At 74.7% G+C, this 19,093-nt stretch carries 9 protein-coding genes and 11 pseudogenes; 5 read left to right on the forward strand and 15 right to left on the reverse strand.

Translation table 11 applies throughout. The features are described 5' to 3' along the window. Positions 1 to 26: 26 nt before the first annotated feature. The 5 genes and pseudogenes from UK94_RS07890 to UK94_RS07905 form a co-directional block, all read right to left on the reverse strand. Complete coding sequence (locus UK94_RS07890; protein WP_011606710.1) at positions 27 to 1,313, reverse strand: ABC transporter substrate-binding protein; 1,287 nt, start codon at positions 1,311 to 1,313, stop codon at positions 27 to 29. Between the two features lie 295 nt (positions 1,314 to 1,608). Next, positions 1,609 to 1,964: NAD(P)H-dependent oxidoreductase (locus UK94_RS44010; RefSeq protein ID WP_235486927.1), on the reverse strand; the 356-nt coding region annotated here is incomplete at its 5' end. 10 nt (positions 1,965 to 1,974) lie between these two features. Then, positions 1,975 to 2,343, reverse strand: a pseudogene (locus UK94_RS44015) (NAD(P)H-dependent oxidoreductase); the annotation flags it as partial. Between the two features lie 75 nt (positions 2,344 to 2,418). Next, positions 2,419 to 2,997: a redox-sensitive transcriptional activator SoxR gene (gene soxR / locus UK94_RS07900; protein ID WP_055749269.1), complete on the reverse strand. Its 579-nt coding sequence runs from the start codon at positions 2,995 to 2,997 to the stop codon at positions 2,419 to 2,421. A gap of 43 nt (positions 2,998 to 3,040) precedes the next feature. After that, positions 3,041 to 4,201 carry a DUF839 domain-containing protein gene (locus UK94_RS07905; protein ID WP_055749270.1) on the reverse strand — a complete coding sequence of 387 codons (1,161 nt, stop codon included), beginning with the start codon at positions 4,199 to 4,201 and terminating at the stop codon, positions 3,041 to 3,043. A gap of 351 nt (positions 4,202 to 4,552) precedes the next feature. On the opposite strand from UK94_RS07905, the gene galT (UK94_RS44020) reads away from it, so the two are divergent. From galT (UK94_RS44020) to UK94_RS07920, 5 genes and pseudogenes are all read left to right on the forward strand, one after another. After that, a partial coding sequence (gene galT / locus UK94_RS44020) for a galactose-1-phosphate uridylyltransferase (protein ID WP_235486931.1) occupies positions 4,553 to 4,834 on the forward strand: 282 nt, incomplete at its 3' end. 1 nt (position 4,835) lies between these two features. After that, positions 4,836 to 5,269 (forward strand): annotated as a pseudogene (gene galT, locus UK94_RS44025) (galactose-1-phosphate uridylyltransferase); the annotation flags it as partial. Between the two features lies 1 nt (position 5,270). Further along, positions 5,271 to 5,686 (forward strand): annotated as a pseudogene (galT, locus tag UK94_RS44030) (galactose-1-phosphate uridylyltransferase); the annotation flags it as partial. 176 nt (positions 5,687 to 5,862) lie between these two features. Continuing rightward, complete coding sequence (galK, locus tag UK94_RS07915) at positions 5,863 to 7,089, forward strand: galactokinase (RefSeq protein ID WP_055749318.1); 1,227 nt, start codon at positions 5,863 to 5,865, stop codon at positions 7,087 to 7,089. A 487-nt stretch (positions 7,090 to 7,576) separates the two neighbouring features. After that, positions 7,577 to 9,220, forward strand: coding sequence for a PHB depolymerase family esterase (locus UK94_RS07920; protein WP_235486933.1), 1,644 nt, complete (start codon positions 7,577 to 7,579; stop codon positions 9,218 to 9,220). 792 nt (positions 9,221 to 10,012) lie between these two features. Here UK94_RS07920 and UK94_RS44035 read toward each other — a convergent pair. The 10 genes and pseudogenes from UK94_RS44035 to UK94_RS44075 all read right to left on the reverse strand — a co-directional run. Beyond that, the coding region (locus UK94_RS44035; protein WP_235486935.1) for a DUF3418 domain-containing protein at positions 10,013 to 11,169 on the reverse strand (1,157 nt) is incomplete at its 5' end. A gap of 1 nt (position 11,170) precedes the next feature. After that, positions 11,171 to 13,026: pseudogene (locus UK94_RS44040) on the reverse strand (DUF3418 domain-containing protein); the annotation flags it as partial. Position 13,027: 1 nt separating this feature from the next. Continuing rightward, positions 13,028 to 13,181 (reverse strand): annotated as a pseudogene (locus tag UK94_RS73080) (hypothetical protein); the annotation flags it as partial. A 1-nt stretch (position 13,182) separates the two neighbouring features. After that, a pseudogene (locus UK94_RS44045) lies at positions 13,183 to 13,332 on the reverse strand (hypothetical protein); the annotation flags it as partial. Position 13,333: 1 nt separating this feature from the next. After that, positions 13,334 to 13,722, reverse strand: a pseudogene (locus UK94_RS44050) (hypothetical protein); the annotation flags it as partial. Position 13,723: 1 nt separating this feature from the next. Then, a pseudogene (locus tag UK94_RS44055) lies at positions 13,724 to 13,935 on the reverse strand (hypothetical protein); the annotation flags it as partial. A 25-nt stretch (positions 13,936 to 13,960) separates the two neighbouring features. Further along, a pseudogene (locus tag UK94_RS44060) lies at positions 13,961 to 14,479 on the reverse strand (ATP-dependent helicase); the annotation flags it as partial. A gap of 3,165 nt (positions 14,480 to 17,644) precedes the next feature. Next, a partial coding sequence (locus tag UK94_RS44065; protein WP_235486937.1) for a DUF5753 domain-containing protein occupies positions 17,645 to 18,082 on the reverse strand: 438 nt, incomplete at its 5' end. 1 nt (position 18,083) lies between these two features. Next, positions 18,084 to 18,362: pseudogene (locus tag UK94_RS44070) on the reverse strand (Scr1 family TA system antitoxin-like transcriptional regulator); the annotation flags it as partial. A 1-nt stretch (position 18,363) separates the two neighbouring features. Beyond that, a pseudogene (locus UK94_RS44075) lies at positions 18,364 to 18,511 on the reverse strand (helix-turn-helix transcriptional regulator); the annotation flags it as partial. Positions 18,512 to 19,093 lie beyond the last annotated feature (582 nt).

A 19,093-nucleotide genomic window follows, 5' to 3' on the forward strand; every position in this document is an offset into this window, starting at 1 on the left:
GTCGCTGCCCGGCGGGCGGACGGCGCTCAGGAGCCGGCGCGACGCAGGATGTCCAGGCCGTTGTAGGTCTCGGGGCCGAGGGGGACGAACGACTTCGAGGCGCTGTCCCAGCGGGCACCCCGCAGAGTCGTGTTGAAGATGCGCTCCGCGCCGGGGATCGGGGTGGTCGCGGTGAGGTCCAGCGGCGGGACGATGCCGCCCAAGTCCAGATGCCTGGTCCGGTTGAGCTGGGCGAGCAGGTTCTTCGACGTCAGCGGCCCGGACACCTGACTGCCGACCTTCGCGGCGATCTGGACGGACAGCCACGCCCCGGTGGTGGTCGTCGTGGTGCGCAGGGCGGGTGCGGCGTCGGCGTCCCCGGCGGCCTGCTCCGCGTCCAGCTCGGAGACCATCCGCGCGACCTCGGGGAACTGGGCGGCCTGGCTCAGTTCCGGGAAGGCGGTGGCGACGACGAGCTTGTCCGCCGCCGGGCCGAGCGTGGCCAGGTACTTCGGCGACAGGGTGCCCGCCGCGTGGCAGGTGCGGATCTGCTGGCCGGACTTGGAGATCACCGCGTAGGCGGCCTGGTCGAACACGACCAGCACCGCGCCGTCGGCGCCGGAGCGCGACAGCTGGGAGATCGCCGGGGTGAAGTCGCTCGTCGTGATCGGGATGCGGATCTTCGGGTTGATCGGGTGGCTGACGGCCTTCGCGCCGCCCTCGGCCATGACGATCAGCCGGTCGCTGGCGCTGAGGTCGTAGCCGACCAGGCCGAGGTGGCTCGCGCCCGCCTTCACCAGCAGCGCCGGGCAGACCGCCGGGTAGAGCGTCAACGGGCTGACGACGTAGCTGACGGGGGAGCTGAGCTCGGAGCCGTCGGCGGAGATGCCGGCCGACCCGATCGACGGGATGCCCGCGTTCTGCAGGATCGGCATGATCCCACCGGTGCCGCTGACCTCGCTGACGACGGCGAGGACGCCGGAGTCGACGGCCTGCTGGGCGCACTTCTTCGCGCTGGCGGCGTCGTTGCGTTCGTTGCAGTGGACGAGCTCGACGGGGTGCCCGGCGATCCCGCCGCGGGCGTTGACGCCACGGACGGCGGCGCGGGCGGACGCCACCATCTCGGGGTAGTTCGTCCCCGCGGTGCCCGTCGGCGCGATGATCATCAGCTTGACGGGGGATCCCTTCGCGGCGGGATCGGACGCCGCCGAGCCGCCCGACCCGCCGTCCGAACCACCGCCGCACCCGGCGAGCGTCGCCGCGAGTGCGGCGGCCAGACCCGCCCGGGCCAGACCTGTCCGGGCGAGCCCACGCAGCCCGTACCGTCGTCGCACGTCCGTCTCCTCGTCATCCGCCCGCCCGGCCGCGCCGGGCACCCCCGTTCCGCCGCCGGGGCCAGCCACGGTAGACCCGTCCCGTCTGGGCGGATACGCCAGGGTGAGCCGTGGCGGGACCGTCACGATGCGGAACGGTACCGGGACGGGGAGGTCGCCACCGGGTAGAGCGGTGGCGGTGCGGCGGGGACCCGCGGCGGGGCCCTGCGACGGGGACCCTGCGACGGGGATCCTGCGACGGGGATCCGGCGACCGGGCCGTGCGACGGAACGATGCGGCGGCCCGGCCGGGCGGGTCAGATCACCTGGGACCAGGCGTAGGTGAATCCCATGATCTGATCGGCGAGCGTTTCGAGTCTCGCGGCGGCGGCGGCGTCGACGAGCCGGCCGGCGGAGTCGAACAGGGGCTGCTCGGTGTTGAGCGTCACGCCCAGTGGGGTCGGCCAGCCGCGCAGGGCGTGCACGGACGAGCGCAGGGCGCTCAGCGTCGTTCCGGCCGCCTGGCTGCCCTCGGCGCAGACGATGAGACCGACTGCCCGCCCGTCGAGGTACGGCCGCGGCGCGCCGCGCAGGTCCTCCAGGTAGTCCAGCGCGTTCTTGACCAGGCCGGACATCCCGCCGTGGTAACCGGGAGTGGCGATCACGACGGCGTNGGACTGCTNCACGGCGGCGAGCAGGCGCAGGGCCGCGGTGGAGCGCTCGCGGCGTTCGGGCGCGTACATCGGCAGGTCCAGCTCGGCGGATCCGAACTGCACCGTCTCGGCGCCGGCCTGGGCCATCGTCGCGAGTACGGTCGTCAGAGCCCGGTGGGTGGTGGAGTCGGCCCTGGTGGTGCCGCCGATCCCGACGATCATCGGACGGCGGCGACGGGAGCGGACCGGCCCGGGCCCGGTGGGCGGCGCCTCGACGGGCCGGTGGGCCACCCGGCTGGGCAGCGGGGAGAACGGCTCGCCGCCAGGCCGTTGACCGTGGCCGACGACCTGCTCCGTGGAGCCGGCGTTCGACCGGAACGCACCGTATGAGTCCCCCACAACCCCTCCTCAGACCCTGCTTCGGCTCACCTTGGCGCGGTCGTGGACCGCCGCGCCACCCGCCGTGACGTCTGTCTATCCGACCGACCCCGGCGGGGTGGCGGCGGGTCCGCTCGGGCACGGACCGTCGCCACTGACGCCGTCGCCACTGACGCCGTCGACGCCGGGCTGCGGGCGGTGGCCACCGTGATGCATCCTCCCGGCGCCCCGCAGCGACGCGGGCAGCGCGCGGGCCCCGGGGCCGAGGGCGCCGATCCGGTCGGCGGGGTTGGAGATCCGGCAGCGGCGCAGCGACAGGCAGCCGCAGCCGATGCACGAGTCGAGCCCGTCGCGCAGGGCCTCCAGGGCGGCGATCTCCTCGTCCAGCCGGATGCGCCAGCGCCGCGAGATGGCCGACCAGTCCGCCTTCGTCGGGGTGCGGGCGTCCGGCAGTGACGCCAGCGCCTGCGCGACCTCGTCGAGGCTCAGGCCCATCGCGGTGGCCGCGCGGATGAACGCCAGCCGGCGCAGCACGTGGCGTTCGTACCGGCGCTGGCCGCCGGCGGTGCGGGTGGCGGCGAGCAGCCCCTGCCGCTCGTAGAAGCGCAGCGCCGAGGGTGCGAATCCGCTGCGCCGCGACAGCTCGCCGACGGTCAGCAGGTCGGTGGGGAGCATGCCCGCGATCCTACGTCTCTGTAGCTGAAGTCAGGTTCAACTATCACCGGCGGAAGGGGCCGGTCACCTCGAACGTGATGCCGCCGCGGTTGCGCCCGGTCACCCCGCGCTGGGAGGAGAAGTACAGGCGGCTGCCGTCCGGGCTGAACGCCGGGCCGGTGATCTCGGACCTGTCGTGTCCCGGCAGCCGCAGGAAGGGCGCGACGACGCCGTCCGGGGTGATGAGTACCAGGGCGGGACGGGAGTGGTCCTCGGCCACGTACAGGTCTCCCGAGCGCGCGCCGACGACGTTGTCCACGCCGGTGAGCGGCGGCGGGTCGGGCTGGCTCGCCCGGTCGTAGACCAGGTCGAGCCGCCCGGCGTCCGCCCGGTACGCCCACACCCGGTCGTCGCCCTTGGTGGTCAGGTAGCAGACGCCGTGGGCGTACCAGCAGCCCTCGCCACCGTTGAACCGGCGGGCCCCGCGAACCTGCCGGCGGGTGGCCCGGGGGAAGCCGTCCGGGTCGGGTACGCGCTCCCAGCGCACCGGCCCGGACTCGGCGTGCGCATCGGCGACCAGCACCTCCAGCCGCCCGGCGGACAGCTCACCCCAGCGGTCCGGACGGAACCGGTAGAAGCAGCCGTCCTTGCGGTCCTCGGTCAGGTAGATCACCCGGTGGTCGGGGTCGCAGGCGGCCGCCTCATGGGCGAAGCGGCCCAGGGCCGGGCGCGCCACGGCCTTGCGCGACCCGTCCGGCCACGCCTCGTACACCCGGCCGGAGAAGAACTCCTCGCACGACAGCCACGTCCCCCACGGGGTGGCCCCGCCGGCGCAGTTGGCGGTGGTGCCGCCGAGGATGCGCCCCGCCGAGGCGATCGTCCCGTCGGCTCGGAACCGCAGCGCCGAGGCGCCGCCGTGCAGCATCACCTCGGAGTTCGACACGTAGGTCCAGCCGCCGCCGGGCCCGGGGAAGCAGGCCCCGCCGTCCGGCGCGTCGTGCCACACGTACTCGGTCGCGCCGACGAGCAGGTGCGAGCGGGCGACGATCCGGCTGGTGAAGCCGCCGGGAAGGGCCACCCCCGAACGGTCCGGCGGGCGCAGCGGCCCGTAGGGCCCCACCCCGGGCCGGGCGGTGGCGGCCAGGGCCGCACGCCAGGTGGCCCCGGAGAACGCGGCGGTGCCCAGCGCCGCCACCGCCGAGCGCAGCAACGTCCGTCGATCCATGCCCTGCCGTCCCTTCCGAGCCGGTCGGCCGCCGGCCTCCGACTGCCGACTGCCGGCGGTTGACCGCTGCCGCCTGTCCGATCCGCCGTGTGATGCGCGTTGCATGCGTCGGGGGGCCGCGACGCGCCGACGGCCCCGACCCCTGCCCGGCCGTCGCCCGTCCGGATCGCCGCACGTGCGGGTTGTCGCGACCGCGCCGCGGCGGTGCCACCCCCTGACCCTAGAGTCGTCAGTGCGTTGCGTCAGGTAACCGGGCGGTCCGAGTGGCCTGACGCCTCGGCCGCCGGTGGATCTTCCGGGGTGGTCCGGACGGGGCCGGTCCGGCCGCGGCCGTGGCAGGCTGTCGAATCGATGGACGACACCACGCATCGGCGGTTCAATCCCCTGACCGGCCGCTGGGTCCTGGTCTCGCCGGGGCGGGTTCGGCGCCCCTGGCACGGCGGCCGGGAGACGGCGGCGACGCCTCCCGCCGTCGCGTACGATCCCGCCTGCCACCTGTGCCCCGGCAACGAGCGTGCGGGCGGCGCTCGCAATCCCGACTACCGGGGCACGTACGTGTTCACCAACGACTTCCCGGCGCTGCGACCCGCCGAGAGCGATCCCGCGCCGCCCGGCGCCGACCCGGGCGGACTGNTGCGCAGCACCCCCGCGCACGGGACCTGCCGGGTCGTCTGCTTCGGCCCGCACCACGGCCGTGGGCTGGTCGACATGTCCTCCTACGAGGTCCGCGCGGTCGTCGACACGTGGGCGGCGCAGGAGGCCGAGCTGTCCGAGCGGTGGCGCTGGGTGCAGGTCTTCGAGAACCGCGGCACCGCGATGGGCGCCTCCAACCCCCATCCCCACGGGCAGATCTGGGCCTGCGACGCCCTGCCCGACGAGGCCGCCGCCGAGGACACCCACCAGCGGGAGCACTTCGCCCGGTCGGGCAGCTCGCTGCTGCTCGACTACCTGCGCACCGAGACGCGCGCCGCGGAGCGGATCGTTCTCGACGACTCCGACTGGCTCGTCGTCGTGCCGTTCTGGGCGGTGTGGCCCTTCGAGACGCTGCTGCTGCCCCGCCGACCCGTGNAGCGGCTCGCCGACCTCGACCGCGCCCAGCGGGACAGCCTGGCCGACGTGCTGGGCCGCCTGCTCGCCGGCTACGACGCCCTGTTCGACCACCCGTTCCCGTTCTCGATGGGCTGGCACGGCGCCCCTGGTCCGCACCCGGCGGGGGCCACGAGCCGGCCGACCGGTTCGCGGCGTCCCGCCGAGGGGGTCTGGCAGCTGCACGCCCACTTCTACCCGCCGCTGCTGCGCTCGCCGACGATCCGCAAGCACCTCGTCGGCTACGAGATGCTCGCGGAGCCCGCGCGCGACCTCACCCCCGAGGACGCCGCGGGCCGGTTGCGCGCGGTCATGGCGGACGCCTGGGACGGGGAGGCAACCCTGCCCGGCGGCCTCGAGGCGGTCCCCGCCGCGCCGCTGCGGATCCGTCCGTCGTGACGTCGCCCCCGGGCCGCCCGGGCTCGGCGGGCCACCGGGGTTCGACGGGCCGCCGGGGTTCGACGGGCCACCGGGGTTCGGCGGGCCATGGGGGTTCGACAGACCATGGGGGTTCGACAGGCCACGGGGGTTCGGCGGGGCGCCCGGGTTCGGTGGACGGCGGGGGCGAACGGGCGGTGCCGGCCGCGGCTCGGGCGGTGCGCGCGTTCGTGGCGGCCCACGGCCGCGAGCCGACTCTGCTGGTGCGCTCACCGGCCCGGGTCAACCTCATCGGCGAGCACACCGACTACAACGACGGCCTGTGCCTGCCGGTGGCGATCGACCGCGAGCTCTGCATCGCCCTGCGCCGCACCGATGACGTTGCGGCCGGCGCGGATCCTGCCGCCGGTGCGCATCTACGGCTGGTGTCCGAGCAGGACCCGACGCCCGCCGTCATCGAGCTGCCGCCGCCCCCCGCGGACACGCCGCCGTCCGCCCGCGCGACCGGCTGGACCCGGTACGTGCAGGGCGTGGCCGTCCAGCTCGCCGCGTCTGGTCAGCTCGCCGCGTCTGGTCAGCCCGCCGGGGCCGACCTCGTGCCGTGGCAGGGCGCGCTCGCCAGCGACATCCCGCTCGGCGCCGGCCTGTCCTCCTCGGCCGCCCTGGAACTCGCGGTCGCCGTGGCCTGCACCCACCTCGCCGGCTCGGTGCCCGCGCCGACGGAGCTCGCCCGGCTCGCCCAGCGAGCGGAGAACGCCTGGGTCGGCGCCGCCACCGGCCTACTCGACCAGCTCGCCTGCGTCGGGGGGATCGCCGGGCACGCCCTGCGCATCGACTGCCGGACGCTGACCGTCACACCCGTGCCGCTGCCGGCCGGGCTCGCCGTCGTCGTCATCGACACCGGCTCGCGGCGGGAGCTCGTCACGAGTGCCTATGCGGACCGGCGTGCCGAATGTGAGCGGGCCGCGCGGGCGCTGGGGGTGCCGGCGCTGCGCGACCTCGACGCCCTGTCGGCGGACGCCGCGAGCCGCCTCGACCCGGTGGCGCTGCGCCGTGCCCGCTTCGTCATCGCCGAGAACGCGCGAGTCGATGCCGTCGCCGAGGCGCTGACCCGCGGCGACGCCGAGGCGGCCGGCCGGCTGCTACTGGCCGGCCATCGGGGCATCCGGGACGATTTCGAGGTGTCGGGGCCGGAGCTCGACGCGGCTGTGGCCGCGGCCTACGCCGCCCCGGGTTGCTTCGGTGCCCGGATGACCGGAGGCGGGTTCGCGGGTTGCGCGGTGGCTCTGGTGGACCGTGCCCGGCTGGAGGCCTTCACGGAGACCTTCGAACCCGCCTATTTCGCCCGCACCGGCCGCGAAGCAGTGCTACATGTGTGCTCGGCCGTCGCCGGAACCTCGGTCACGGTGCTGCCCGACGAGTAGGTCCTGCCTCCTCGAGGTCGTAGACGATCAACGCCGGGTAGTGGCGGTNCCCCCNCCCTGCCGCGCCCTNCCTCCCTNCCTCCCTNCCCGCCTACCTCCCTACCCGCCTACCTCCCTGCCTCCCGCTCGACCCTCGGGTCACGACCCCTCCCTCACAACGGTCTGCAGGTTCCGACCGTGCACAACGCACCGCAAGCGGCCCCCCGGACTCGTCTGGGCTACCCGGCCGGTCGGCCGGGCCGGGCGTTTCGGGACGGCTGCGGCCCGAGTCCGTCCGGCCTGGTCCGCCGGGCGAGTTCGGTCCGGGCAGGTGCCCGGTTCCGGGCGGTCGCGGCACGGTCGGGCGCACCCGGGCGGGTGCGCAAGCCGTCCGGATTCGGACGAACTGCCCTCTGCTGTGCTGTGCTAGCCCGNTATAGGAGTTCTTGACGGGAAGCGGGTTAGCATGACCGCTCTGACCGGGCGGAGACGAGGAGTTGAGAGGACGGTGTCCGTGCTGCGTTGGGCGCGGGTCGGGCTGTCCCGGCGGGGACGGCTGCGGCGCGGAGTCGGGATCGTCGGCGTGGTCGCCGTCGGCCTGGCCACCCTCATCCTCGCGGCGTTGTCGCCGTCGTCATCCGCGTCGGCCACCGCCGCGTCGGTCGCCTCGGCCCCGGCGGCCGCCGCAGGGTCCTCGGCCGGCACTGCCCACCTCACCGGCCCGTCCTCGATAGCCGCCGCACCCGCCGCACCCGCCGCACCCGCTGCCCCCACCGCAGTCGCCGCTCCCACCGCAGCCGCCGCGGCCGGTGCGGCCACCGCGGACACGCCCCGGCTACCGGCCGTCGTCTCCGTCGCCGGTCCCCGGCTGCCGGGCGTCGCCCCGCTCCCACCGGCCAGCCCGCCCCCCGCCGACCCCCGATCGGCCGCCGTCTCGCACGCCGGCCGCCTGTCGCCCGCTGGCGGCCTTTCACCTTCGGGCAGCCTTTCGCCGTCCGGTGGCCTTTCACCTTCGGGTGGCCTTTCGCCGTCCGGTGGCCTTTCACCTTCGGGTGGCCTTTCGCCGTCCGGCGGCAGACCGCCCGCTCGCGGCAGCTCACCTGCCGGCGCGGGCTCGCCCGGCGGCACGAGCGCGCATGGCGGCACGAGCGCGCATGGCGGCACGAGCGCGCCCGCTGCCGCCGGTTCGCCCGCGGCCGGGGGCCTGGCCGCGGCCCTGGGCGCGGAGATCTCCGCCGGGCCTTCCGCGTCCGCCGCGCCCTCCCCGGCCGGAACCGGCCCGGCGGCAGCGGCCGCGGACGCCGTGCACCGCCTGGCCTCCGGGCGGACCTACCAACTGCACACCGACGTCCGGCTCTCGCCCACATTCCGCGGCACCGCCCGCCCGCTGGTGATCCTCCTGCACGGCCTGCTCAACAGCCCCGAGAACGTGCGGGAGATGTCGGGGGCGGATCCGTTCGCCGACGCCCATGGCTTCGCCGTCGCCTACGGGGTCGGTGTCCATGAGGCGTGGAACGCCGGCGGCTGCTGCGGCCAGGCCACCACCGACGACGTCGGCTACCTGCGCCAGATCGTCGACGACGCCGCCCGCCACACCCCGGTGGATCGCAGCCGGGTGTACGTGTGGGGTTTCTCCAACGGCGCGATGCTCGCCGCCCGGGTCGCCTGCGAGGCCCCCGACCTCGTCGCCGCGGTCGGCATGGTCGGCGGGCAGGCGCTGGTGTCCTGCCCGACCGTCCCCGTCCGGATGCTGCACATCCATGGCACCGCGGACAGGACCGTGCCCTGGCGCGGCGGCTGGTCGGACTACCTGAAGATGAACCTCCCCGACGGCGAGGCGGAGGCCAGCCGCTTCGCGCCCGGCTCCGAGCTGCAGCACATCCTGTGGGACGGCGGCCATGCCTGGCCGTGGTGGGCCATCGGCGCCCTGTGGGACTTCTCCGCCCCCGCCTCCCTCGACACCCCGGTCATCCCGGACGCCTCGGTCTTCCCGAACGCTTCGGCCATCCCGGACGCGCTGGTCGTCCCGGACGCCTCCGGCGCCCGGAGCTCCGACTCCGGTTTGGGTGCCAACTCAGCCCTGGACATCGGCTCCGCCCTGGGCGCCAGCGTCGCCGCGGCGTCACCGGCCGCTCCCGTTGCCGGGCCCTGACCCGGTCCGGGCCCGGTACTCCCGGCCGACCGCCAGGACCAAGGGCGTTAGACCCGCGCCATGTTCCCGGGTGTCACCTCGCGGCTGGACCCGGTTCCGTGGAACCGGATGACCGAGTCCCGCAGGGTCCGGGCGGCGCGATCCGGGCGGCGCGATCTGACCGTCCCGGTCCCGACCGTCCCGGTCCCGACCGTCCCGATCTGGGCCGCCCCGATCCGGGTCGCCCCGATCCCGACCGCGGGGTCGGCTCACCGCCCTCTGCGGCCACTGGTCGTGCCACCCACTTAGTGCCTCTCTGCGATCGACCGTGTACAGAATCGTGCCGAGGGTTAGGCACGGTTTTCGGCCGAAAAACCGTGCCGAAGCCTCGGCATGATCTGGCCTCAATCTGGCCGGAGTCCGAGCTGAGGGTGATCGCCTCCGGTCGGCTCAGGGGGCCGACCGGCAGGGTCCGGTCGAACGGCTCCCAGCTGGGGTCGCGGGAGGTCAGCAGCACCCGCCCGGCCTCGGCCGGGAGCAGCCATGCCGGCAGCGCGTCGAGGCCGGGGGCGCCGTCCAGGATGATCATTCAGCGAAGGTCGGTCCGGTCGAGGCGCGCGCGAGGACGGCGGACGGTTCGGCGCGCGCAGGCAGGCCGAGCGCCGGGGCGAACCGGCGCATCGCCGCCGACATCCGCAGAGNCGACATCCGCAGAGCCGACATCCGCAGAGCCGACATCCGCAGAGTGGACATCATCCCACCACGCAGAGCCAGCGTGAGGTTACCCCCGCGGTAGGCCCGGGGTCGAAGGCGTCAGCCGAGAAGGGTGTCGATGGCGCGGTAGACGCGTTCCTCGGAGACGGGGTACGGGGTACGCAGGTTCTGGGCGAACAGGCTCACCCGCAGCTCCTCGAGCATCCAGCGGATGCGGCGGATCTCCTCGCCCGGCTCGCGACCCGCCGGCACCGTCGCCAGCAGCTCCCGGTAGGCCTCCCACGCCCGTCCGACCGTCGCCGTGTTGATCCGGTCCCGGCCGGGGTCGCGGGGCAGCCGTTCCAGCCGCCGTTCCAGCGCGGTGAGGTAGCGGGCGAGGTCGGCGAGCCGGTCCGCGCCGGTGTCGGTGACGAAACCGCGGTAGATCAACGCGTCGAGCTGCCCGCGGGCGTCGGCGACCGAGGCGGCCAACGCCGGGGCGCGCAGGTCCCGCAGCGCCAGGTCGACCGTGTGGCTGAGCGCGAGGACCTGCTGGACTTCGCGGACGACCGCGAACGACGCCTCGGGCAGGCCGGCGCGCACCGCGGCGAGCAGCGCGGTGAAGCCCGCCTCGTCCCAGGCCGGGCCGCCCGCGGCGGTGATGAGGCGGTCGGCGGCGGCCCGCACGCAGTCGTCGAGCAGGTCGGCGGCGTCGCGGTGCGGGTTGTGGCTCAGGGCCAGCTTCGCCGCGTTGGACAGCCGCCCGTTGAGGCCGCGGATCGGGGAGGCGACGCCGAGCAGCACGAGCCGGCGGGTGCCGGCCCACATCGCCTGGCGCTGCTCGGTCTCGGTGTCGGTGGCCCGGACTGCGACGGTGCTGCCCTCGTCGAGCAGCGCCGGGAAGGCCTTGACGACGTGGCCGCCGCGGCGCAGCTCGACGACCCTGGGCAGGCTGCCGACGCCGTCCCAGGACCGCAGCCCGGTCCGTTCGACGCCGTCCGCGGCGGCGGCGACGGCCTCCCGGGTCCGCGGCCGCAGCCGCTGCTTGATCGCGTCGAGGTCCTTGCCCTCGGCGAGCACCGCCCCGCGAGCATCCTCGACCCGGAAGGTGATCCGCAGATGGTCCGGGACGGCGGCCAGCGACCAGGAATCCCGCGGGATCTCCGGACCGCCCATCCGGCGCAGCTCGTGCTCGACCGCGACCAGCAGCGGGGCCTGCCCCGGGGTGAGGTGTGTGAGCACCGCGCGCGCGTAGTTCGGCGCCGGCACGAAGCTGCNCCTGACCACCTTCGGCAGCCCGCGGATCAGCGCGGTCACCAGCTCCTCGCGCAGGCCCGGGACCTGCCACTCGAAGCCCTCGGCGCTCACCTGGTTGAGCACGGGCAACGGAATGTGCACGGTGACCCCGTCGGCCGCCGCCCCCGGCTCGAACTGGTAGCTCAGCGGCAGGGCCAGCTCGCCCAGCCGCCAGACGTCGGGGTAGTCGGTCTCGCGTACGTCGCCCGCGCCCGCCGAGACGAGCAGCGAACGGGGAAAGTCGAGCAGGTCGGGGGAGCCGCGCCGGGCCTTGCGCCACCAGGCGTCGAAGTGCCGGACGGAGACGACGTCGGCCGGGATCCGCTCGGCATAGAAGCCGAACAGCACCTCGTCGTCGACGACGATGTCGCGCCGGCGCGCCCGGTGCTCCAGCTCCTCGGCGTCGGCGAGCAGCCGCTGGTTGTGCTGGAAGAACTCGTGCCGGGTCTGCCAGTCGCCCTCGACCAGGGCGTGGCGGATGAACAGCTCCCGGCACAGCGCCGGGTCGATCCGGCTGTACTGCACCGGGCGACCGGCGACGATCGGCACCCCGTACAGCGTCACCCGCTCGTCGGCGAGCACCGCCCCCTGCCGGCGGGACCAGCGCGGCTCGCTGTAGCTGCGGTGCACGAGATGTCCGGCCAGCGGCTCGATCCAGTCCGGGTCGATCCGCGCCGCGGTGCGGCCCCACAGCCGCGACGTCTCGACGAGCTCGGCGGCCATCACCCAGGCCGGCGGCCCGGACGGGCGCTGCCGCGGCGCGTCCGGGCCGGTTGCGTCGGTGGCGGCGTCCGCTGCGGCGGCGCGGTCGGCCCGGCCCCGGCCGCGGGCCATGGCCGAGCCCGGCCACAGCATGAACCGGCTGCCGCGGGCCCCGGCGTACTCGCGGCGTTCCGGGTCGTACCGGCCGATGTGCGACAACAGGCCCGTGAGCAGTGCCCGGTGCACCGCCCGCGGATCCGCCGCGCCACCTGCGCCGTCCGCGCCTCCCGCGCCAGCTCCGCCACCTGCGCCAGCTCCGCCAGCTCCGCCACCTGCGCCAGCTCCGCCACCTGCGCCAGCTCCGCCACCTGCTCCGTCCCTGCCAGCTCCGCCGCCCTTGCCGTTCCTGCCGCCGGCACCGCGGCTGCCGGCTGTGCCGTCCCTGCCGTCCCTGCCGTCACGGTTGTCACGGAAGGCGCGGTCGCCGGCGCGGGCGTCGGCGTTCAGGCCCAGGCCACGGGCCACGGCGGCGAGCTGGCCGTGGACGTCCTGCCACTCGCGGATGCGCAGGTAGTTGAGGAACTCGGTCCGGCACATCCGCCGGAACTGGTTGGCGGACAGCTCGCCGCGGGCGTCACGCAGGTAGTTCCACAGGTTCAGGTAGGCGAGGAAGTCCGAGGTCGGGTCCGCGAACCGGGCGTGCCGCTCGTCGGCGGCCTGCTGGTGTTCGACCGGACGGTCCCGCGGATCCTGGATGGCCAGCGCCGCGGCGATGACCAGCACCTCCCGCAGGCAGCCCTGCTCGTCGCCGGCGAGAACCATGCGGGCCAGCCGGGGATCCACGGGGATCTGCGCGAGGCGCCGCCCGATTGGGGTGATCCGCCGGCCCGTACCGGTACCGCCCGCCCTGGCAGCGCTCGCGCCGGCCCCGCTCGTTCCGGTACCGCCCTGGACAGGCGCGCCCGCGTCCGTCCCGCTCGCTCCGGTCCCGTCCGGGGCGGGCGCGTCCGCGACGGGCCTGCCTGGTCCGGTGCCGCCCGCGTCGAACGCTCCCAGCTCGGTGAGCAGCAGCTCTCCGTCGCTGATCTGGCGCGGGTCGGGCGGGTCGAGGAAGCCGAAGGTGGCCATGTCGCCCANCCCGAGATCGGCCATCCGCAGGATCACCGAGGCCAGGTTCGTCCGCAGGATCTCCGGGTCGGTGAACTCGGGCCGGCCGGCGAAGTCCTCCTCGCTGTAGAGCCGGATGCAGATGCCGTCCGCGGTCCGCCCGCACCGGCCCTTGCGCTGGTTCNCCGACGCCTGCGAGACCGGCTCGATCGGCAGGCGCTGCACCTTCGTCCGATGGCTGTAGCGGGAGATGCGCGCGGTGCCGGGATCGATGACGTACCGGATGCCGGGGACCGTCAGCGAGGTCTCCGCGACGTTGGTCGCCAGCACCACCCNCCGTCCGGTGTGCGGCTGGAAGACCCGATGTTGCTCGCCGGCGGACAGCCGGGCGTAGAGCGGCACGATCTCCGTGTTCGGCCGCTGCTCGCGGGCAAGCGCCTCGGCGGTGTCCCGAATCTCGCGTTCCCCGCTGAGGAACACCAGGATGTCGCCGGGGCCCTCGGCGCACAGCTCGTCGACCGCGTCGCTGATCGCCTGGGTCTGATCCCGTTCGGGCTCGGCCGGTTGCCCGCGGCGCCCGCCCGGGCCGCTGCCGCCGCTGCCGCTGCCGCTGCCGCTGCTGGCGCGGCCCCGGCCGGTCCCGCGGCCGCCCGCCGGCTCCTCGGCAGGCCGCGCATCCGGTTCGGCCGCGTTCGGGTCGTTCGGGCCGTTCGGGTCGGTGTCGCNGGCGCCTGGCACCAGCGGGCGGTAGCGCACCTCGACCGGGTAGGTGCGTCCGGAGACCTCGATGACGGGCGCGTCGCCGAAGTGCGCGGAGAACCGGGCCGTCTCGATCGTCGCGGAGGTGATGACCACCTTGAGATCGGGCCGGCGGGGGAGCAGCGAGCGCAGGTAGCCGAGGATGAAGTCGATGTTGAGGCTGCGCTCGTGGGCCTCGTNGATGATCAGCGTGTCGTAGCGGCNCAGCGACCGGTCCGAGGAGATCTCGGCCAGCAGGATGCCGTCGGTCATGAGTTTGACGAGGGTGTCGTCGTGCACCTGGTCGGTGAACCGGGTCTGGTAGCCGACGACCCCGCCGGCCTGCGGCGAGGGGGTGCCCAACTCCTCGGCGATGCGGTCGGCGACGGTGCGCGCGGCGATCCGCCGCGGCTGGGTGTGGCCGATCATCCCGCGGACCCCACGACCGAGTTCCAGGCAGATCTTCGGTAGCTGGGTGGTCTTGCCGGAGCCGGTCTCCCCGGCGATGATCACGACCTGATGGTCGCGGATCGCGGCGAGAATCTCGTCCTTGCGCTGCGTCACCGGCAGGATCTCGGGGTAGCTGAGCGCAGGCACGTTCGCCCGCCGGCGGGCGACCCGCGCGGCCGCCCGATCGGTGTCTGCGGCGATGGCGCGCAGAGCGCGCTGGCGGGCGGCGGGCTCACGGGTGCGCCGGGTGTCGGCGAGACGCCGACCGAGCCGGTGGGCGTCGCCGGGTCCCAGCTCCGCCAGCCGGGCGGAGAGCTCACCGACCCGCGGCGTCCCGTCCTGGTCGGCCGGCTCCCGGTCCACGCGGGTGGGGTCCGCGGACGGCGGAGGATTCACTGGCGGTCCTTCCACACGCGGTCAAGCCTAGGGCACCGCGGGCACGCAGCCGCCGGCCCACGAGCGACCGCCGGCGACCGGCTCCCCGATCTCGTGCCCCCGACCTGCTCGGACGTCCCCTTCACGAAGCCGGCAGCGGGAGGCGTCCTTTGCCGGCGGAAGGGGGCACCCGGCCTGTAGCCTGCGACGAGCTCGCCCGGGCGGAACGGGCTTCGGGTCGGAAGTGATGCCAAACCATGACGGAACCGCCAGACGATGACGGAGCCACAGTGGTGCTGCGTGGCACCGGCTCCACCGTCGGGACGGTGGAGGAACGCGAACCCGAGGGTACCGGTCGCCCCGGCAGGGGTGCGGTGGCGCCCGGCGGGCCGGCGGCCGGGGACGGGATTGCCGACACCGCCTTCGGCGCCGCCGCGCTGGAGCTGGGCCGCGCGTCGGTCGAGACGGGCAGTGCCTACCGGGCGCTGGAGCGGGTCATGGCCGCGGTGCTCGTCGCGCTGCGCGCCGTCGCCGTCCTGCTGACCCTGGCCTACCTGCTCGTCTGGCACTGGTACGCCGGCCAGCCGGCGGCGATGGCGGTCGTGCTGCTCAGCGTCGCCTGGGGCGTCGTGTTCTGCGTGGTGGGTCTGCGCCGCGGGGTGGGGCGCCCGCTCGCCGGCACGAGCGTCGCGGTCGCNCTGGCGCTGGCGCTGACGGCCGGGCACTGGCTGCCGCCGCAGTCCGTGGGGGACAGCGGCAACTTCGTGTTCCTGACCGCGATCAACGCGGCGGTCGTCGCGGTCTGGGCCTTCCCGCCCACGTTGGCCGCGCCGNGTGTCTTCCTGCTCGGCGCGGGCACTCTGGCGGGGGGCTGGGGGCACAATCCGCAGGTCATCGTCGAGTCGACGATCCTGGTGCTGGTGCCAGGGCTGCTGGGTCTCGCGATCGGCCGGCTGCGTCAGATCGCCCGCACCGCCGACCGGCGCTGGGCGAACGTCGTGGCCCGCCACCGCGGCGAGGCCGCAGTCCACGCGGTCGCCCGGGATCGCCGGGAGCGCGAGCGGATCATTCATGACACGGTCCTCAACACGCTGACCGGGATCGCCTGGGGCGGCGGGCGAGACGTGGCGCTGGCCCGTCGGCGCTGCGCGCAGAGTCTCGCAGCCGTGCAGGGCCTGCTCGACCCGGACGAGGGCGACGAGCCGGCCATCGGCGAACGCCTGGCCGAGGTCGTCCGCAACGCCAACGGTCCGCGGCTGCGGGTCACCTTCGACAACCGCCTGCCCGGCGACAACCGCCTGCCCGGCGGCCACCGCCTGCCCGGCGCGAGCCACCTGCGCGGTGCCGCCCGTGGGGCGACGGGCATCGAGCCGCCCGCCGTCGTCGGTGCCGCGTTCGCGGGCGCGGTCGGCGAGGCGTTGGCGAACGTGGAGCGCCATGCGGGCACCCGGCGGGCGCGGGTCCGCCTCGACGGGGGCGCGGGTGTCGTCACCGTGCAGGTGTCCGACGCCGGCCGCGGTTTCGACCCGGCCCGCGTCGACCCGGCCCGGCTCGGCCTGCGTCGCTCGATCGTCGGTCGGCTCGACGACGTCGCCGGGACGGTCGACATCGTCTCGGCGCCGGGTCGCGGCACCACCGTGCGGCTCCAGTGGCGCACGCCGAGCACGACGCCTGACCTCGCCACCGGTGGCGCCGCCGGCCCCGACGGTCCTGCGGGTTCCGCGGAACCCCAGGCGGCCGCGAGGCCGGCGCGGGGTCGTGGCGGCGGGGTCGCCGCCGACCGGCGGGGGGTCACCGCGATCGCCACCGACCTCGGCGACGCCTACGCCGCCGGGCAGCGGCGCGCCGTCGGCCAGGTCGCCGGGCTCTGGCTCGTCGTCATGCTGGCGCCGTTGGCCGCGACGCTCGGCTGGGTACGGCAGCGCCCGGTCGCCGCGCTGCTGTGGGTGGTCCTCGCGCTGGTGATCGCCGAGACCGCGCGGCGGGTTCGGGACCGGCCGCTGGGCCGCGCCGAATCACTCGTGCTGCTGGCGATGACCCTGGCGGCCGCGGTCGTCGGGGCGGCGAACACCCGTGGGCCGGACATCGTGCGGATCGCCAACTGGCCCCTGTTGGTCCTGCCGCTGCTGCTGGCGTTCATCACCGCCTCCCGGCCTCGTCGGGAGTGGATCGTCGCGCTGGTGGCGGCGATCCTGCTGCTGGTCGGTCTGGTTCTCCTGCGGGATCCGGACAACCCGCTGGTGCTCGCCCGGTTGAGCTCGAACGTCTACGGAGTGTGCGGCGTACAGATCGTCACCGCCATGCTCGGCCCGCTGCTGCGCGCCACCGCCGACGCCACGGCGCACACCCTGGCGGCCGAGGCCGAGGTCGCCGCGCGCATCGACGCGTCGCTGATGATCCGCCGCGAGCGCGCCCAGTGGCTGGCTTCCGTGGAGGCGGACGCGCTGCCGCTGCTGGCCGGGATCGCCGACGGCCGGCTCGACCCGCGGGCTGCGGCCGTGCGCAGCCGCTGCGCGGTGCGGGCCGCGGCGATCCGGCGGATGCTGACCGGCGGCGGGCCGTCATCCGCGCTGGCGGATCTGGACCCGGTGCTCGCCGACGCCGAGAACGCGGGGATCAGCGTCGAGATCCAGCTCTCCGGCGATCTGCGCTCGGCCCCGGCGCCGGTGCGCGCGGCGCTGGCCGACCGGGTCGGTGCGCTGCTCGCCGCGGCCGCGGGTGGGCGGGCGATCGTCACGGTGCTGTGGTCGCCCGCCGGGGGCAGTGTCTTCGTCGCCCTGCCCTGGTCGGACCGGGTGCCGCCGCCACCCTGGCCCTGGCCGAACGGTGCCGGTGACGATGCCGCCGGGCCGGCGCCGGGTGCTCCGACGGTGGGCATCGGCGTCGATCTGGACGATCAGTGGCTGAGCCTGGAGCTCACCTGGCCGCCGTCCGCGTGCGCCGACGCCGACAGCGGCACCGGTCTCGACGGCGGCACCGGCACCGTCGTCGGGCCCCAGGGCCGCTGAGCGGCGGCGCGGGCGGCCGGCACCGGGCAGGTGGGGCAGGTGGGCCAGGTGGCGCGGGGCCGGGCCCGGNGCCGACTCAGTACTCGTTGACGATGCGCCGCAGGACGTCCGGGGTGGACGCCGGGGTCGTGCTGTCGACGCTGAGCCGGTTGTAGACCTCCATGTACCGGTCGACGTCCTCGCGCTTGTCCAGATAGGTGGAGCCGGTGAGCTGCTCCAGGTAGACGACGTCGGGCAGGTCCATCTCCGGGAAGCGCAGGATCGTGAACGCGCCGCCCTCGGCCGCGTGGCCGCCGAAGGCGAAGGGCATCACCTGCAGGGTGAGGTTCTGCAACGGCGCGATGTTGATCAGGTGCTCGATCTGCGCCCGCATCACCTTGGGGCCGCCGATGGGCCGGCGCAGCGCTGCCTCGTCAATGACCACCCACAGTCGCGGGGGGCTCTTGCGGTAAAGCAACTTCTGCCGGTTGATCCGGACGCTCACCCGCCGCTCGATCACCTCGACCGGCGCTCCNCCACTACCTTGAGTGATGATGGCTCGCGCATAGTCTTCGGTCTGGAGCAGCCCCGGAATGAACTGCAGCTCGTAGGTGCGGATCAGTTGGGCGGACTCCTCAAGGCCCACGTACGGCTGGAACCAGGTGGGGAGAACGTCGTTGAAGTTCTGCCACCAGCCGGCGGTGTTCGCCTCGCGCACGAGCGCCAGCAAAGGAGCACGCTCAGCTTCGTCCGTGACCTGATAGAAGGTCAGCAGGTCGGCGACATCTCGTTCTTTGAAGCTGACTCGGCCCAGCNCCATCCGGCTGATCTTCGACTCGGAGGCGCGGATGTGGTATCCAGCGGTCTCCCGACTGATGCCCTTCTCCTCGCGAAGTCGACGGAGCTGTGAGCCGAGCAGGATCCGACGCACGGTCGGCCCACTTCCCGGCTGAGCTGTCGTCACGGTCGGCCCCCTCGCCATCGGTCAACGCAAGAGTATGACATCTGATCTTCTGGATCCGGTTATGCGGCTGGTTCTCTTGTCTGGCGACAGCTGCTTGTTTAGCGCAGTGAGGGTTATTTGTATACACGCTCACAGAGAGTGCCGGTGGTCGGTGTCCGCTGGCGTGCCGGTGCAGGTGCCCCCGAAGGTGTGGCCAGAGATCGGTGGTAGCTCCCCGTGAGGTGGGCCTTCCGATCCGTTCCGACGCTGCCCCATGAGGTCGCTCCCACTTCCTCCCGCTCGCACTCGCCTGCTCCCACTCTCTCGTGCCCCCGTCCGACTGCTTGTCCCATGGTCCCCACGTCCGTCCGGTGCGCTGGTCCAGCCTCCCGCCCGGGAGTTGCGGACCGTCGGTCGCCGCCCCGGCCGTGGGGCGGGGATGTCCGCGGTTGCTCGTCGTCTGATTCCACCCGACCGCGGGACCGGGCAGGGCGCCCGACTCCCCACTCGGGCGCATGCGACCGGGTCGACGGCCCGGTCGTGCTCCCCGTGCCGCCCACCGGTGGCGGTCGCCGCGCCGTGCGCCGCCGCGGCGGCCGGAGA

The organism is Frankia sp. AvcI1, from assembly GCF_001420875.1.
GTDB classification, from domain to species: domain Bacteria; phylum Actinomycetota; class Actinomycetes; order Frankiales; family Frankiaceae; genus Frankia; species Frankia alni.